Source organism: Nocardia aurantia (assembly GCF_009604425.1).
Taxonomy (GTDB): domain Bacteria; phylum Actinomycetota; class Actinomycetes; order Mycobacteriales; family Mycobacteriaceae; genus Nocardia; species Nocardia aurantia.
In genome coordinates this window covers 231,375-246,073 of sequence record NZ_WEGI01000004.1, presented here as the reverse complement: position 1 = coordinate 246,073, position 14,699 = coordinate 231,375, and the positions used below count along the sequence as shown (strand labels likewise).

Genomic DNA, 14,699 nt, shown 5'->3' with positions numbered 1-14,699 from the left:
AGTGCGGGACTTCGAGAGTGCTCGGCGGCGGCCCGGCGGGGGGCTAGGGTGCCTGCATGGCGAGGATTGCTGTGGTGGGCAGCATCAACATGGACCTGGTCACGACGACCGAACGACGGCCGGATCCGGGCGAGACGGTGCTCGGTTCCGGGTTCGAGTCCGTGCCCGGCGGCAAGGGGTCCAATCAGGCGATCGCGGCCCGGCGAGCGGGCGCCGAGGTCGAGTTCGTGGGGGCGGTCGGGGACGACGTCTTCGCCGGCGAACTCCGCCAGGTACTCGCCGAGGCGGGGGTCGGCATCGAGCGGTTACGGTCGCTGACCGGGCCCAGCGGCGTCGCCTCGATCGTCGTCGACGCCGCCGGGGAGAACAGCATCATCGTCGTCGGCGGCGCGAACTCCGGGCTGAGCGAGCTGGCCGCGCCGGATCTGCGCACGATCGAGGAGGCCGACGTATTGCTGTGCCAATTGGAGATCCCGGTCCGCACGGTGCTCAGCGCGGCCCGGCACGCACAGGCCCACGACACCACGGTGCTCCTCAATCCCTCACCGGCACAGGATCTTCCGACCGAGATGTGGGCGGCGGTCGATATCGCGATCGTGAACGAGGGCGAGGCGCATCGGCTGGGCCGGGCACTGGAGACGGTGCCGCATCTCGTCGTCACCCGCGGCGCCGAGGGCGCGCGGTACCGGGGTCCGGGCGGGGAGTTCAGTCACCCCGGCATCGCGGTGCGGGTGGTCGACACCACCGGCGCCGGCGACACCTTCACCGGTGTGCTGGCGGCGCACTGGCACGAGGGCCCGGAGACGGCACTGGCCTGGGCCTGCACCGCGGGCGCCCTCGCCACCACGAAACTCGGTGCGAGCGCGGCCATTCCGTCGCGCGCCGAGATCGAGCGCGCATTGCCGTGAGGGTTCAGCGATTGCGATTGGCCCACGATTCGAAGACCACCAGCACGATCGCCACCAGCACCAGCACCACGCCCAGCAGAACGGAGGCGCCGATGGTCGCGACAAGGCCGGCGGCCAGCAGAATCCCGACCACTGGGAACCAGACGAACAGATCCGGAGTACCGAAGTTGCGCCGCGGGCCGGCGGGCGCACCGGCGCGACTACCCGGTCCGCTGTCGTGGGCGGTGGGCCTGCCTTCGCGCCGCGGCGGGCCTTGGACTCTACGGCTCTGGGTCACCTGCGGAAGTCTATATATCCGGCTCGGACCGTGCCCGCGAACCCTGACCGCCACGGAACTGCCGCGGCGTCATCCCGTGGCCGCGGCGGAACAGCCTGGTGAAATATCCCGGATCGGCGATCCCGACCCGGCGGGCCACCTCGGCGACCGACAGATCCGAATCGGCGAGCAGTCGCCGGGCCTCGGTCATCCGGCGCTCCGCGATCCATTCCAGCACCGTCCGGCCGGTGCGGCGCCGGACCACGGTCGCCAGATGCCCCGGCGTCAGGCCGACCGCGCGGCCCACGTCCCGCAGCGAAAGTGGTTGTGCAAACTGCCGATCGATCACCTCGAACACGGCGGCGAGCAGCGGCTCGCCGCTGCGGCGCAACTCGCCCACCACGTCGGCCGCGAGCCGCGCCAGATCGACCAGCAACAACGTCAGGTAGGCCGTCGCCGCCTGCCGATAGCCCTCGTCGCGTCGCCGGACCTCCGTCTCGATGGCGGCGACGGTCGCGTCCCAGAAGTCCAGCCGGTCCGGCGGAATATCGAGACGCAGCAGCCCACCGGGCCGGCCGTGCAGAAACGGGAACAACAGCGGATGCGCTCGCCACGCCGGCCACGGCATCCGCGCCTCGCCGCCGAGCGCCGCCGGATCGAAGAACACACCGGCGCCCCGGTCCACCGCAGCCGCGGCGCCGGCGTCGACCACCGCGCCGGCGGCGATCACGTAGACCACGCCCGGGTCGCGCCGATACCAGAGCACCGGGAAATCGTGGATGTGCGGACGGACCGTCGGGAAGGCGCCGGGCGCGGCACGCATCACAGTCACCGGCGGCGTGACCGGGTCGGCATGGTAGTCGTGCACCGGCACACCGCGCTGGTGCCGGACCACCCGGGTCACCTCGGCCATGAACCGAGGATAGTCCCATTTCTGCCGAGAATCCGAGCACTACCGCCGTCTGGGCCGCTCCACGATGGGATTCATGACCGAACATCATCCCCATTCCGCGACCCGCGATCGGCAGGACTATCTGCCCGCCGCCGGTCTGCATTCCCTGCTGCCGGCCTACGACCTGCTCAGCCGGGTGCTGGGCACCCCCGCGATGCACGCCCGCCTGGTCGATCAGGCGGGCCTGGCGCCCGGTCAACGGGTACTCGAAATCGGCTGCGGCACCGGCAATCTCACGATCCGCGCGAAACGCGAGCAGCCCGGGGCCGAGGTGATCGGTACCGATCCCGATCCCCGGGCACTGGTCCGGGCCCAGCGAAAGGCCAAGGGGCTCAGTGGCATCCGATTCGAACAGGCCTACGCCCAGGATCTTCCCCATCCGGACGAGAGTTTCGACCGCCTGTTGTCGGCGCTGATGCTGCACCACCTCGACGACGGCACCCGCGCCGCCGCCGCGGCCGAGGCCCTGCGGATCCTGCGCCCCGGCGGGCGGTTGCACGTGGTCGACGTCGGTGGCCACATGCGGAAGTCCGACGGCCGACTGGGCCGCATGATGATGAACAATCCGCATGCCGCCCGGAATTCCGGCGACGGTATCCCGAACCTGTTGCGCGCCGCGGGTTTCGAATGCCACGAGGTCGCCTCGGAGCCGCACCGGGTGATCGGGCGCCTGACCTATTACCAGGCCACCCGTCCCGAACGCTGACCGTCAGAGCCTGCGGATGCGCGCCAGCCAGGCGGCGCCCTCGACCGTGCCGTCGGCGGCGACCGGGAGCTCGGCCGTCCCGGCGGGCGGCACACCGGCCCGGCCCCGATAGCTCGCGGGCCGCAGATCCTCGATATCCCAACCGGTGGTGAAGGATTCGCGAATCAGCGTATCGCTGATCCGCGGGCCGAAGCCCGGTGCGGCATTCGACAGCGCCAGCACGTGGACCACGCCGCCGGGTACGGCGAGGGTGTGCAGCGCGTCCACGTAGGCGGTGCGGCCGGCCGGATCATCGAGGAACACGTGGAACAGCGCGCTGTCGACGATGGTGTCGAAATGCCCGAGCGCGGCCGCCGCTTCGGGGTCGGTCCCGATCCGCAGCATGTCGGCCGCCTGGAAGCGGGCCTGCGGCACCCCCTTCTCGGCGGCGTTGCGGCGCGCGTAGGCGACGGCGCTCGGCGACAGATCGACGCCGAGTACGTCGTAGCCGAGCCCGGTCAGCAGGATCGTGTGCTCCCCGCCGCCGCAGCCGGGATCGAGCACCCGGCCCCGGATCAGGCCCGCGGCCTCCAGGCCGACGATCGCCGGCTGCGGCGCACCGATCAGCCAGGGTGCGGTGTCATTGTCGTAGGCGGCGTTCCAGACCTCGGGTTGCTGTGTCATGCGACCAGACTGCATCCTGAAGTCGACTCGAGGTCAAGGACCTCGATCACTCGGGCCGGTGTTCCGCGAGCCATCGCCTGCCCCGGGTCGCCGATGCCCGGGACAGCCACGCGTCCTGCAGCACCTCGACCAGCTCCGCCCGGCTCAGCTCCCCGATCCGGCTGCCGCGCACCAGCACCGACAAATGGCCGTCGAAGTGCGCGGTCGTGAAGAACGGTGAGCCCGGATCCTGCACCAGCGCGAGCTTGTCGGATTCCGACGGCACCCAGATGACGATCACGTCGGGGTACCGCTCCCCCGTGGCCGGATCGACGGCATCCGGCCGCGGGGTGCGGAAGAAGACGAACGACTTGCGCCCGACCTGGTAAACAGGGTTCTCGTTCGGACCGTACTCGACGGTGACGTGCGGCAGAGCCAGGCAGGTCTCGTGCACATCCTCGATCGTGGCGCGCGCGGTCATGTCAATCCGACAGCCCCACAAGCAGTTCGCGAGTACGCGCCCCGTTGCCCGGCGAGAACAGCACGCCGACGAACTCCGTCGCGCCGGCCGCGCCGATCGCCCGGATCCGCTCGCTCACCTGCTCCTCGGTGCCGATGATCGCCATATCGGCCGGGCCCGCCGCGCCTTCGTGGTCCATCATCGCCCGGTAGGACGGCAGCTGGTTGTAGGCGGCGAAGGTCGCACCGGCCTGTTCCCGGGCCGGCGCCGGGTCGTCGGTGACACAGACCGGCAGGGCGCAGACGATGCGCGGGGCCGGCCGACCGGCCGCCTCGGCGGCGGAGTTGATCACCGGAGCGATGTGCTCGCGCACGGTGACCGGGCCGGTCATCCACAACACGGTCCCGTCGGACTCCCGGCCGGCCAGTTTCAGCATCGCCGGGCCGAGCGCGGCCAGCAGTACCGGGATCCGGTCCTCGTTCGGGACCGACAGGGCCAGGTTGGCGCGCAGCGTCTCACCGGTGAACGACACCGGCTTGTCGGCCAGCAGCGGCCCGAGGATCGCCAGATATTCCTTCATATGCCGTGCCGGGCGCTCGAAGTCGAGCCCGAACATGTTCTCGATCACGATCTTGTGCGACAACCCGATCCCGAGGGTGAGCCGTCCCGGGCCGACGGCCAGCGCGGTGGTGCGGGCCTGCTGTGCCAGCGCACCGGGATGCCGCGGGTAGGTGGGCACCACGGCGGTCCCGATCTCGATATCCGGCACTCGGCTACCCGCCACCGCCAGCGCCGTCAGCGCATCGAGCCCGAAGATGTGCGACAGCCACGCCGATTGGAATCCGTCGTCGGCGGCGCGCTGCAACTCGCCGGTGAGAGTACGCAGCGCGTCCGGTCCGGTCGGTTGATCGAGCATGATGCCGATGCGCATGGGTGCCTCCGTGTCGCTGTCCTGGAAGTCCGGGAATGAACCGATCGGTAACCCACCCTATTCGCGGCGCCCGCCCGAACGAAACCGGCATTCCGGCCACGAAGTCGATCGCTCGACCCGGATCCGCCGACCCGGATCGGCCGTCGGCACGACCCACCGGGCGGCGGAGCCGACGACTCCGCACTATCGCGACCCGTCCGGCCGGAGCTGGATCTTGCGCCCGGACCCGGACCGGAACGTGTGCAGCGCCTCGTCGAATTCGGTGAGCGGAAAGACGTGCGTGATGATGGTTTCCGCATCGATCACGCCCTGGCCCAGCAGATCGACGGCCCGGCCGAAACTGTGCAGCACCGCCATCGACCCGACGATGCGGATCTCGTCGTTGTAGATCCGGAACGGTGACACCGTCGCGCGGGCCTCGCCCGGCGCGACCCCGAACTGCTGATAGGTGCCGCCCCGGCGGACCCGGCTCAGCCCGTCCTCGATCGCCGCGATCACGCCCGTGCAGTCGACGACGATCTCCCAGCCCTCCGGCCGGTCGAGCTCGTCGGCGGCGGTGACGGCCGCGTCGGCGCCGAGGGTTCGCGCCACCGTCAGCCGCTCGGCGTTCGTATCCACCACCGACACCGAGGCCGCACCCGCGGCCATCGCCAGTTGCGACATCAGCAGCCCCATGGTGCCGGCGCCGTAGATCAGGTAGTGCGAGCCCAATTGCCTTGGCAGCAAATCGAATCCGTGCACCGCACAGGACAGTGGCTCGACCAGCGCACCGTGCGCCGCGGAGACGTGCCCCGGCAGCCGATGACAGTTCACGGCGGGCACCGCGACATACTCGGCCATCGCACCGTCGACGGTGTCGCCGATCGCACCCCAGTTCTCGCAGAGGTTGCCGCGGCCGATCGCGCAGTAGTGGCAACGCCCGCAGAACAGGGATGGATCCACCGCGACCCGGTCGCCCGCGCGCACCCCCGCCGTGTCGGCGCCGGGGCCGAGAGCGACCACCTCCCCGGCGAATTCGTGTCCGGGCACGATCGGGTACGGGGCGGGCGGGAACTCCCCGGCCACGATGTGCAGGTCGGTGCCGCAGATGCCCACGGCCTCGACCCGGACCACTACCTCAGCCGGCTCCGGCGTGGGATCGGGACGGGTCTGCATCGAATATCGGCCGGGCTCGTCGATCACCAGGGCGCGCATACGTCCACAGTGCACCCGCCGTCGCGTGCCGTGGACCCGTTTCACATCGATGTATTCACAACGATCCGAAACCGGCGGCGATCAGATCGGGGTGGCCGCGCGGCGGCCGGTGCCGGTCCCAGAGCGCGAGGGTGCCGACGTAGCGACCGCGCCCGGGCATGTCGTCGAGCGCGGTGTGTGCCGCGGCGTGCCCGAGCGACGCGCGAAACGGCTTGGGCCGGAAGCTGTTCAGACCACGAGCCGGCGCGACCACGATCATCTCCGAATCCACGTGTGCCGGTGCGTGCCACACGGTGCAGAAGAACGCGCCGAGCGGTTCCAGCCGACACCCGGATCCGCGGCCGCCGCCGCACCGGTTCCGGTCACCGCGCGGCCACCCGCACCGGGCGCGCCGGTGGGGTTCTCCGGCGAGATCGAGCGGGTGCGTGCCTGGTCGAGCCCCCATACTCTCGTGCACCGTGCCGAATCAGACACGGTGCTGTGCCGCCACGGCGGCAGTGTCCGGCGATCCGAAGCCTTGGCCAGATTCGGCCGCTGAACTACGGTCGGTGATATGGAGCCACTGGACACCGCGGTGATCCGCGACGCCCTGCGCAGTGAGAACGATCTACTGGCCGACCTGTACCGCGAGGCCGATCCCGAGACGCCGATCCCGACCTGCGGCGAATGGCGGCTGAAGAATCTGCTCGCCCACGTCGGCGGCGGGCACCGGTGGTGCGCCACGATCATCACCCGCCGGTCCACCGAGAACATCGAGTTCGCCGCCGTCCCGGACGTGCGCCGCCCGCGCGACCCGGCCGAGGTCGATCACTGGTTCCGGCAGACCGCCGATGCCGTGATCGACGCTGTCGACGCGACCGGGCCCGAGGTGCCGGTGTGGACGCCGTTCGGGCCGCTGCGCCCGTCCGAATGGTGGATCCGCCGGCGTCTGCACGAGAACACCGGGCACCGCGCCGACGCGCTGCTCGCGCTGGACCGGCCGGTCACGATCGATCCGGTGCTGGCCGCCGACGGCGTCGACGAGTTCCTGGGCCTGCTGCAGATGGGATCGGCGCGGTTCCGCAACCCGCTGGACGAGGGCACGAGCATCCTGTTCCGGGCCACCGACACCGGCGACACCTGGCCGGTGCACCGGACCGAGGACTCCATCGGCTGGAACGGGAACGGCGAATCCACCACGGCCACTGTGGAAGCCACGGCCGTCGACCTGTATCTGCTTGTCCTCGGCCGCATTCCGGTCGACAGCTCGGCGCTCACGTTGTCCGGAGACGCCGCGGTGCTGCCGAAGTGGGTGGAGCGCACCGAGTTCTAGTCGGTCGAATCGCAGCGGGGCCGGTGCGACACCGCCCTGGCCCCGGCCCGCGCTGGTGATCCAGCATCCGTTGCGACCGGCCACGATGCGCCGGCCGCCGCGTCACCGGCGGCGTAGCACCCCGACGAATCCGGCCCCCAGCAGCATGAATCCGGAGATCAGCGCGAAACCGTAGGTGACCCAGGAGTGCAGCGCCACCACCATGGCGCTGTCGGTGAACGGCAGCGACGAGATCAGCCGGAAGGTGTCGTCGGGGAACAGGATGTGCAGGATGCCGGGGAAGATGCCCCATACCAGGCTCGCCACGATCGTCCCGGCGGGCGCGAACACCGCCAGCGTCGCGACCAGCAGCAACAACAGGCTGCCGACGGTGATCTCGAGCGCGGCGGTCCAGCGGTCGACGACCGCGCCCACGATCACCCAGTAGCGGATGTCGGCGCCGCCCTTGGCCGCCAGTGCGATGCCGACCGGCGTGACCAGCAGGCCGAACAGCACGCCGCCGAGCGTGCGCCCGGTGCTGCGCTGATTCTGGAATTCGGCACCGGGCGGAGACCAACCTGCCGGTGACTCGAATTTGTTCGGCATCGCCCGTCCTCCCTCACAGTGCCGCCCCGACCGTCAACCTCTGTCCGCGAGCACCATTGTCCGGTGCGAATCCGGAAAATGCGGGGTTGCGTGCGAAATTCTCACGGCCGCAGGATTTTCGACGGGACCGTCGCGGCCGGGCGCCGGGCGGACTCGCCGCACCCCTCGCCGGCCCCGGACGGTGTGCGACCGAGGGCACGGGGTGCGGCTGTGCGATGGTGGTCGCCGATGTCGGTGCCGTCCGGCATGATGGACCCCGTGACGACCATCGACCTGCGTGAATCCGCCGAATCACTGCTGCGCGAGCTGGCCGGGCCCGGGGCCCGGCTCCGCGAGGACCAATGGACGGCGATCGAGGCGCTGGTGGTCCAGCGGCGGCGGGCGCTGGTGGTCCAGCGCACCGGCTGGGGTAAATCGGCGGTGTACTTCATCTCCGCCAAACTGCTGCGGGCGGCCGGGCGCGGCCCGACGGTCATCGTGTCGCCGCTGCTCGCGCTGATGCGCAATCAGGTGGCGGCCGCGCAGCGGGCGGGCGTGGTGGCGGCCACCATCAATTCGGGCAATGTGACCGAATGGGACGAGATCCACGCCCAGGTCGCCGGGGGTGAGGTCGATGTGCTGCTGGTCAGCCCCGAGCGGCTCAACAATCCGGACTTCCGGGATTCGGTGCTGCCGAAACTGGCCGCCGACGCGGGCCTGGTGGTGATCGACGAGGCGCACTGCGTCTCGGACTGGGGGCACGACTTCCGGCCGGACTATCGCCGCATCCGGACCCTCATCGCCGATCTGGGCAGCGGGATCCCGGTGCTGGCCACGACGGCCACCGCCAACGATCGAGTGGTCACCGACGTCGCCGGCCAGATCGGCACCGACACCCTGGTGCTGCGCGGCAGTCTCGACCGCGAATCGCTGCACATGTCGGTGGTTCGGATCGAGGACGCGGTGACGCGCACCGCCTGGCTCAGCCGCCGCCTGCACGAGTTGCCCGGGTCGGGGATCATCTACGCGCTCACCGTCGCCGCCGCACACGACCTGGCCGATGTGCTCAGCTCGCACGGCCATCGCGTCGCCGCCTACACCGGGCAGACCGACCCGGCCGAACGCGAGATGCTGGAGCAGGCGCTGCTCGGCAACGAGGTGAAGGCGCTGGTCGCCACCAGCGCGCTCGGCATGGGTTTCGACAAGCCCGACCTCGGCTTCGTCGTGCACCTCGGCGCGCCTTCCTCACCCATCGCCTACTACCAGCAGGTCGGCCGCGCCGGCCGCGGCACCGACAATGCCCAGGTGGTGCTGCTGCCCGGTCCGGAGGATCGCCGGATCTGGAGCTATTTCGCCTCGGTGGCCTTTCCGCGCGAGCATGTGGTCCGGGAAGTGCTCACGGCGCTGGACCGGGAGCGCCCGCTGTCGACCACCGCGCTGGAGCCGCTGGTGGAGCTGAACCGATCGCGCCTGGAGATGGTGCTGAAGGTGCTCGATGTCGACGGCGCGGTGCGGCGGGTCCGCGGTGGCTGGCTGGCCACCGGCGAACCCTGGGTCTACGACACCGAACGCTACGAGCGGCTGTCCGTGGCCCGCGAGGCCGAACAGCAGGCCATGATCGACTATCAGTCCACCTCCGAATGCCGGATGACCTTCCTGCGCCGCCAACTCGACGATCCCAGCCTCGACGGGCGGGTGTGCGGTCGCTGCGACAACTGCACGGGCGAGCGCACCGACACCACGGTCGACGCCACCGATCTGGCCGCCATCCGCACCCGTCTCGACCGGCCCGGTATCGATCTCGCGCCGCGTAAGCAGTGGCCGACGGGCATGTCCAAACTCGGGATCCCGTTGTCCGGCAAGATCTCCGGCGGCGCCGAGACCGGTCGCGTACTGGGCCGCCTCAGCGATCTCGGGTGGGGCCAGCGCCTGCGCGCCGTGCTCGACGGACCCGACGCCCCGGTCCCGGACTCGGTCTTCGACGCCTGCGTCGCGGTGCTGCGCGACTGGAACTGGACCCGCCGCCCGACGGCCGTCCTGGCGATGGACTCCCCCACCCATCCCCGCCTCGCCGCCGACCTGGCCGCCCGGCTCGCCCGAGTCGGCCGTCTCCGGGACCTCGGTGTCCTGCCGCTGCGACCCGACCGCCGCCCGGTCGCCGCGGCCAACTCCGCCCATCGTGTCGCCGCCCTGTTCGACTCCTGGACCCCGCCCGACCTCACCGGCCTCGACGGCCCGGTCCTGCTGGTCGACGCCCTCACCGACACCGGCTGGACCCTCACCCTGGCCGCCCACACCCTCCGCCTGGCCGGCGCCCCCGCGGTGCTGCCCTTCGCACTGGCCACCCCGTCCTGATCCGACTCACTGCGGGCACGGTCCCATCTCGATATCGAATCCCTCCGCCGAGCAAGTCCGATCGAACCGCCGTCGAGGGCAATCGTGGCGAAAAGCGCGAGGCGTCGGCTCGACTCTCGTCGAACATGGTGGGGCGGAACGTCTTCCGGAGGTCAGGGCTGCCGCCCATCCGGTCGAAGGGGCCGCCGTCCGGCGGCCGCCTGCCCTGTCGCGCCGGCCGGCCCGGCTCACCGCGGTCGCACCTCGGCAGCATCACGGAACGGGTGACTGTCGGTAGTCGCCGGTAGGGTGACGCGAGTGGCCGGAAAGTCTGCGGGATCGGCGGTCGAGTTACCCGTCGGAGACCGCACGGTACGGATATCGAATCCCGATCGGGTGTACTTCCCCGACAGCGGGACGACCAAGCTCGATCTGGTGCAGTACTACCTCAGCGTCGGGGACGGCATCGTGAACGCGCTGCGGGATCGGCCGTGCATGTTGCACCGATTCCCCAAAGGGCTGGCAGGCGACAAGGTGCATCAGAAGCGGTTGCCGGCCGGCGCGCCGGACTGGGTGCCGACGGTCCGGGTGTACTTCCCGCGCTACGGGCGGCACGCGGACGAACTCTGCGTCGCCGAACTGGCCGACGTGATCTGGGCCGTGCAGATGAGCACGGTGGAATTCCACCCCTGGAACTCCCGCCGAGCCGACACCGAGAAGCCCGACGAGTGGCGGATCGACCTGGATCCGATGCCGGATTGCCCGTGGTCGAGGGTGCAGCGGGTGGCGGAGGTCGTCCACGAGGTGCTCGACGAGATCGGGGCGGTCGGGTGGCCCAAGACCTCCGGCGGGCACGGGCTGCACGTGTATGTGCGCATCGCGCCGCGGTGGGGGTTCAAGGAGGTGCGCCGGGCGGCGCTGGCCTTCGCGCGCGAGGTCGAACGCCGTGCCCCCGACGACGTCACCACCACCTGGTGGCGCCGCGATCGCGATCCGAAACTCTTGTTCGTCGACTACAACCAGAACGCCCGCGACCACACCATCGCCGCCGCCTATTCGGTGCGCGGTATCCCGCGAGCGACCGTGTCGACCCCGGTGTGCTGGGACGAGATCCCGGATGTGGAGCCCGACGATTTCACCATCGCCACCGTGCCCGACCGGTATGCCCGGCTCGGTGACCTGCACGCGGGCATCGATGACGCCGTCTTCGAACTCGATCGTTTGCTGGAGTGGGCCGAGCGGGACAATCTCGAGGTCGACCTCGACGCCGACGAGTGACCTCCGGGCAACCATCGCGAGCGCCCCTCCCCGGCCGCCACTAGTCTGACCGGGACGAACCCGGTCGCGCGCCGGGGCGGGCCGGAAGCGAAGGAGCACCACCATGTCCACCACCGCCACCCCGATCGCGATCGGCCCCGCCGCGACCCCACTGCTGACGCGGGCGGTCGCCGACGGCGGCGCGACGGTGGCGGATCTCGACCGGGCCCGCGCGCTGATCTGGAACAGCGGTCCGGACGATTTCCCGCAGGAGTTGCCCGCGGGTATCGAATGGGTGCAGCTGTTCTCCGCCGGTGTCGAGGACTGGTTCTCCCGCAACGTGTTCCAGCGCTTTCCCGGTGTCGTGTTCACCTCGGCGGCGGGCGCCTACTCGCACAGTGTCGCCGAACACGCCCTGGCGATGCTGCTGGCCGGGGTGCGTCACCTGCCGCAGCAGACGCAGGCCCGGAGCTGGCGGCAGTCCGAATTCTTCCCGCACATCGGCACTCTGCGCGGCGCGACGATCGCGATCGTCGGCGCCGGTGGCATCGGCCGCGAGCTCATCGCGCTGCTCGAACCGTTCGGAGCCCGCATCATCGCGGTAACCCGTTCCGGCACACCGATCGTCGCGCCCGGTGTGGTGGAAACCCTTCCCGCGGAACGCCTGCCGGAGGTGTGGTCACGCACGGACCACGTGGTCGTCGGCGCGCCCGCCACTGCGGCGACCCGCCATCTGATCGGCAAAGAGGAACTGGCCCAACTGAAGCCGACCTCCTGGGTGATCAACATCGCCCGCGGCAGCCTGATCGACACCGACGCCCTGGTCGTCGCCCTGCGGGACGGCACCATCGGCGGCGCGGGCCTGGACGTCACCGATCCGGAGCCACTGCCCGACGGGCATCCGCTGTGGGAACTGCCGAATGCCGTTGTCACCCCGCATGATTCCAATCCCCCGCAGTTGCGCGCCGGCGCCTACGCCGCACATGTCGCGAACAACGTCGCCCGATTCGTCGCGGGCGACGAACTCGAGGCCCGCATCGACGTCACCGCCGGATACTGATCACAGCGCGTCGTCCAGCAGGCTGCGGCCGCGCCACGCTCCGGCGTGCCCGAGGGTCTCGGCCACCAGATCCGTCCACCCGTCGGCCAGGGAGGCCAGCAGGAACCAGGCGGCGTGCACCTCGTCGTCGGCGACGTCGTCGGCATTGCGCAGCAGCCAGGTGGCCCGCACCTGCGCCGCCGCCATGCCGTCGATCGCGCCCCCCAGCGACGTGGGCGCGGGCCGATCGCTGTGGCGCGCCACCCAGTCGTCGATACGAGCGACCAGTTCCGCACGGTCCCAATCGAATTCGTCGTCGCGCAACGGCTGCTCGCGGGCGGTGAGATGGACCAGCGCCAGCGCGTGGGCCCAGCGGGTGACCGGATGGTCGTCCGGCTGGTCACCGATGTGCCCGCAGAAGGCGGCCAGCAACTCGTGCCAATCCGGCAAGGTGAGGGCGTTGCCGCCGGGCCACAGGTCACCAGCGTCCGTATGCGATACGTACATCGGTGTACCTCCAAGGCGGGCGATCGGGACGCACCCGGCGTCGCGTACGGTGGCCGGACCGCGAGCCCGGCGCGGTAAGGGCGGACCGCGCCGGATCCAGCGCGCCGCTATCTGCGAAGGGGCATATCTCCTAGCGGCGCCGGGTGCAGTTTCAAGCATGCACGGTCCAGGCGGCCCTACCACTGCCCTTTCCATGGCCTTACGGTGACCATCGGAGGCCACCGGGGCAGTGCCCGACCGCCCTGCACGACGAGTCATGTACACGGTAAAACGGCCGAATGAGCGGGCAGCACAAGGTATTCGAGATCATGCCGGTCACGGCCGCCCCCCGGTGATCGCGGCGATCACATCAGCGACACGGACCGGTCCGGGCAGGTCTCCCGGACCGTACGGCCGCAGGCCGAAAGCGTGCTCCAGGACCGACGCCAGTTCGGTCAGGCGCAGGCAATCGAATCCGAGATCCTCCACCAGCCGGCTGTCGTCGGTGACCGACCGGCGCGCGTCCGGCGCCAGTGCCGTGATCAGCGAGCGGATCCGGGCCGCCGTGCCGTCCGTGCCCGGCATCAGCACCGGCCACCCGGATCGGCACCGAATCCCGTTGCCACCAGCCCGAGTTCGTGACCGCTGTGGCGCGGCTCGGCCGACCGCGCGCCCCCGGCGCCGTGTTCCGGTGGATACACCGTGTCCTCCCGTTCCCGCGCGCATGTCGCCTGCGATACGGTCGCGCCACGGGGCTCGTAACGGTATACCCGATATGACCGGCGCCGGAAACACCCCGAACCTGGGGTGAGCGCGATCGCGGGCCCGTCGCTTGTCCGCCGCTCGGAACGGTCGTTAGGCTGCGGGGACCATCGGCCCCGATCGGCTACGGCCGGACCGGCGATCACTGAAGGGTGTTACGTGGCGTGAGTTGGTCTTTCACACCCGACGAGTTCGCGCACGTGTGGCGGGAGACCGACCTCGATCGGCATCCGTTCCCGCTGCGGATCCTGGAGAGTGCCCGCACCGAATCCGAGGCCGCCGCACTGCGCCGCGAGATCGAGACCCGGCTGCCGCTGCGCGCCGATCCGGACCTGTCCGCCTGCCTGCGGATTCTCGCGCAGCCCCGGACCCGGGTGGTCGCCATCGGCGGCCGGCACGAACCGGGCACCGAGATCCGCGCGCTCGGGGCCGCGGTCTACGACCACGCGGTGCTCGCCGTTCAGCAGCCCGGCTTCTCTCCGGACTACGGTGGGCGCGTGGATGTTTCGATCGGCCACACCGGCAAGCTGGGGGCCCGCATCGCGAGCCTGCTCCCCGATACCCCGCCCGGCCACGAACCCGCCCGCTCGGCCACCGCGGACACGGTCGTCGACGACGAGGCCGTGCACACCGCGGGCCCGCCCGTGCGCCGCATCCGGAAACTGTTGCTGCAACCGCACACCGCCGAGGGCCACCTCCGCATCGAGACCCACTTGGACCAGGACCCGCCGGCCGCCCCGGTGCACTACACCTGGATAGATGTCGCGGACGACGGTCGTTATCTGATCCGTGCGGACGGCCAGGTGCACATCACTCCGGCCTCTCCGCAGCAGATCGCGGCCCACCTGCAGAAACGCATTCTGCAGTGAGCATTCCCGAGACCGGCCGGGATTCGT

17 protein-coding genes are annotated in these 14,699 nt (G+C 70.6%); 7 read left to right on the top strand and 10 right to left on the bottom strand.

Going from position 1 to position 14,699, the window contains the following annotated elements; genetic code table 11:
• Window positions 1-56: 56 nt before the first annotated feature.
• On the top strand, window positions 57-908 hold the full coding sequence (locus NRB56_RS10455) for a ribokinase (RefSeq protein WP_153340844.1): 852 nt from the start codon (window positions 57-59) through the stop codon (window positions 906-908).
• A gap of 4 nt (window positions 909-912) precedes the next feature.
• Here the strand turns inward: NRB56_RS10455 and NRB56_RS10450 are convergent, their stop codons facing one another.
• Window positions 913-1,185, bottom strand: a complete 273-nt coding sequence (locus tag NRB56_RS10450) for a hypothetical protein (RefSeq protein ID WP_153340842.1) — start codon at window positions 1,183-1,185, stop codon at window positions 913-915.
• A gap of 10 nt (window positions 1,186-1,195) precedes the next feature.
• The gene (locus tag NRB56_RS10445) at window positions 1,196-2,077 is read right to left on the bottom strand and encodes a helix-turn-helix transcriptional regulator (RefSeq protein WP_153340840.1); all 882 of its coding nucleotides are present in this window, start codon (window positions 2,075-2,077) and stop codon (window positions 1,196-1,198) included.
• 73 nt (window positions 2,078-2,150) lie between these two features.
• Here NRB56_RS10445 and NRB56_RS10440 point away from each other — a divergent pair, with 73 nt between their 5' ends.
• Window positions 2,151-2,822, top strand: coding sequence for a class I SAM-dependent methyltransferase (locus tag NRB56_RS10440; protein WP_153340838.1), 672 nt, complete (start codon window positions 2,151-2,153; stop codon window positions 2,820-2,822).
• A gap of 3 nt (window positions 2,823-2,825) precedes the next feature.
• Here the strand turns inward: NRB56_RS10440 and NRB56_RS10435 are convergent, their stop codons facing one another.
• The 5 genes from NRB56_RS10435 to NRB56_RS39670 form a co-directional block, all read right to left on the bottom strand.
• Window positions 2,826-3,485: a class I SAM-dependent methyltransferase gene (locus NRB56_RS10435; RefSeq protein WP_153340836.1), complete on the bottom strand. Its 660-nt coding sequence runs from the start codon at window positions 3,483-3,485 to the stop codon at window positions 2,826-2,828.
• A 46-nt stretch (window positions 3,486-3,531) separates the two neighbouring features.
• The gene (locus NRB56_RS10430) at window positions 3,532-3,945 is read right to left on the bottom strand and encodes an MmcQ/YjbR family DNA-binding protein (protein WP_153340834.1); all 414 of its coding nucleotides are present in this window, start codon (window positions 3,943-3,945) and stop codon (window positions 3,532-3,534) included.
• Window position 3,946: 1 nt separating this feature from the next.
• Window positions 3,947-4,855 carry an LLM class F420-dependent oxidoreductase gene (locus NRB56_RS10425; RefSeq protein ID WP_153340832.1) on the bottom strand — a complete coding sequence of 303 codons (909 nt, stop codon included), beginning with the start codon at window positions 4,853-4,855 and terminating at the stop codon, window positions 3,947-3,949.
• A gap of 183 nt (window positions 4,856-5,038) precedes the next feature.
• Entirely contained in the window at window positions 5,039-6,049 is a 1,011-nt protein-coding gene (locus NRB56_RS10420) for a zinc-dependent alcohol dehydrogenase family protein (protein WP_153340830.1), read from the bottom strand.
• A gap of 55 nt (window positions 6,050-6,104) precedes the next feature.
• Window positions 6,105-6,308: a hypothetical protein gene (locus NRB56_RS39670; RefSeq protein ID WP_264767012.1), complete on the bottom strand. Its 204-nt coding sequence runs from the start codon at window positions 6,306-6,308 to the stop codon at window positions 6,105-6,107.
• A 294-nt stretch (window positions 6,309-6,602) separates the two neighbouring features.
• Here NRB56_RS39670 and NRB56_RS10410 point away from each other — a divergent pair, with 294 nt between their 5' ends.
• Window positions 6,603-7,361, top strand: coding sequence for a maleylpyruvate isomerase family mycothiol-dependent enzyme (locus tag NRB56_RS10410; protein WP_153340826.1), 759 nt, complete (start codon window positions 6,603-6,605; stop codon window positions 7,359-7,361).
• Window positions 7,362-7,463: 102 nt separating this feature from the next.
• Here NRB56_RS10410 and NRB56_RS10405 read toward each other — a convergent pair whose 3' ends face one another.
• Window positions 7,464-7,946, bottom strand: a complete 483-nt coding sequence (locus NRB56_RS10405) for a hypothetical protein (protein WP_153340824.1) — start codon at window positions 7,944-7,946, stop codon at window positions 7,464-7,466.
• Between the two features lie 249 nt (window positions 7,947-8,195).
• Between NRB56_RS10405 and NRB56_RS10400 the strand changes: the two genes are divergently transcribed.
• From NRB56_RS10400 to NRB56_RS10390, 3 genes are all read left to right on the top strand, one after another.
• Window positions 8,196-10,280: a RecQ family ATP-dependent DNA helicase gene (locus NRB56_RS10400; RefSeq protein WP_153341310.1), complete on the top strand. Its 2,085-nt coding sequence runs from the start codon at window positions 8,196-8,198 to the stop codon at window positions 10,278-10,280.
• 297 nt (window positions 10,281-10,577) lie between these two features.
• The gene (ligD, locus tag NRB56_RS10395; RefSeq protein ID WP_319942805.1) at window positions 10,578-11,537 is read left to right on the top strand and encodes a non-homologous end-joining DNA ligase; all 960 of its coding nucleotides are present in this window, start codon (window positions 10,578-10,580) and stop codon (window positions 11,535-11,537) included.
• 103 nt (window positions 11,538-11,640) lie between these two features.
• On the top strand, window positions 11,641-12,576 hold the full coding sequence (locus NRB56_RS10390) for a D-isomer specific 2-hydroxyacid dehydrogenase family protein (protein ID WP_153340820.1): 936 nt from the start codon (window positions 11,641-11,643) through the stop codon (window positions 12,574-12,576).
• Here NRB56_RS10390 and NRB56_RS10385 read toward each other — a convergent pair whose 3' ends face one another.
• The gene (locus tag NRB56_RS10385) at window positions 12,577-13,062 is read right to left on the bottom strand and encodes a DUF4254 domain-containing protein (protein WP_194290797.1); all 486 of its coding nucleotides are present in this window, start codon (window positions 13,060-13,062) and stop codon (window positions 12,577-12,579) included.
• 315 nt (window positions 13,063-13,377) lie between these two features.
• Entirely contained in the window at window positions 13,378-13,626 is a 249-nt protein-coding gene (locus NRB56_RS10380; protein ID WP_153340818.1) for an acyl carrier protein, read from the bottom strand.
• Between the two features lie 341 nt (window positions 13,627-13,967).
• Here NRB56_RS10380 and NRB56_RS10375 point away from each other — a divergent pair, with 341 nt between their 5' ends.
• Window positions 13,968-14,672: an ESX secretion-associated protein EspG gene (locus NRB56_RS10375; RefSeq protein ID WP_319942804.1), complete on the top strand. Its 705-nt coding sequence runs from the start codon at window positions 13,968-13,970 to the stop codon at window positions 14,670-14,672.
• Window positions 14,673-14,699: the final 27 nt, after the last annotated feature.

Excerpts from the sequence above, each read along its gene's own strand:
- NRB56_RS10405 (WP_153340824.1), bottom strand. The coding sequence starts at position 7,946 with ATGCCGAACAAATTCGAGTCACCGGCAGGTTGGTCTCCGCCCGGTGCC.
- NRB56_RS39670 (WP_264767012.1), bottom strand. The coding sequence starts at position 6,308 with ATGATCGTGGTCGCGCCGGCTCGTGGTCTGAACAGCTTCCGGCCCAAG.
- NRB56_RS10410 (WP_153340826.1), top strand. The coding sequence starts at position 6,603 with ATGGAGCCACTGGACACCGCGGTGATCCGCGACGCCCTGCGCAGTGAG.
- NRB56_RS10455 (WP_153340844.1), top strand. The coding sequence starts at position 57 with ATGGCGAGGATTGCTGTGGTGGGCAGCATCAACATGGACCTGGTCACG.
- NRB56_RS10400 (WP_153341310.1), top strand. The coding sequence starts at position 8,196 with ATGGACCCCGTGACGACCATCGACCTGCGTGAATCCGCCGAATCACTG.
- NRB56_RS10445 (WP_153340840.1), bottom strand. The coding sequence starts at position 2,077 with ATGGCCGAGGTGACCCGGGTGGTCCGGCACCAGCGCGGTGTGCCGGTG.
- NRB56_RS10435 (WP_153340836.1), bottom strand. The coding sequence starts at position 3,485 with ATGACACAGCAACCCGAGGTCTGGAACGCCGCCTACGACAATGACACC.
- NRB56_RS10385 (WP_194290797.1), bottom strand. The coding sequence starts at position 13,062 with ATGTACGTATCGCATACGGACGCTGGTGACCTGTGGCCCGGCGGCAAC.
- NRB56_RS10440 (WP_153340838.1), top strand. The coding sequence starts at position 2,151 with ATGACCGAACATCATCCCCATTCCGCGACCCGCGATCGGCAGGACTAT.
- NRB56_RS10430 (WP_153340834.1), bottom strand. The coding sequence starts at position 3,945 with ATGACCGCGCGCGCCACGATCGAGGATGTGCACGAGACCTGCCTGGCT.
- NRB56_RS10425 (WP_153340832.1), bottom strand. The coding sequence starts at position 4,855 with ATGCGCATCGGCATCATGCTCGATCAACCGACCGGACCGGACGCGCTG.
- NRB56_RS10390 (WP_153340820.1), top strand. The coding sequence starts at position 11,641 with ATGTCCACCACCGCCACCCCGATCGCGATCGGCCCCGCCGCGACCCCA.
- NRB56_RS10380 (WP_153340818.1), bottom strand. The coding sequence starts at position 13,626 with ATGCCGGGCACGGACGGCACGGCGGCCCGGATCCGCTCGCTGATCACG.
- NRB56_RS10420 (WP_153340830.1), bottom strand. The coding sequence starts at position 6,049 with ATGCGCGCCCTGGTGATCGACGAGCCCGGCCGATATTCGATGCAGACC.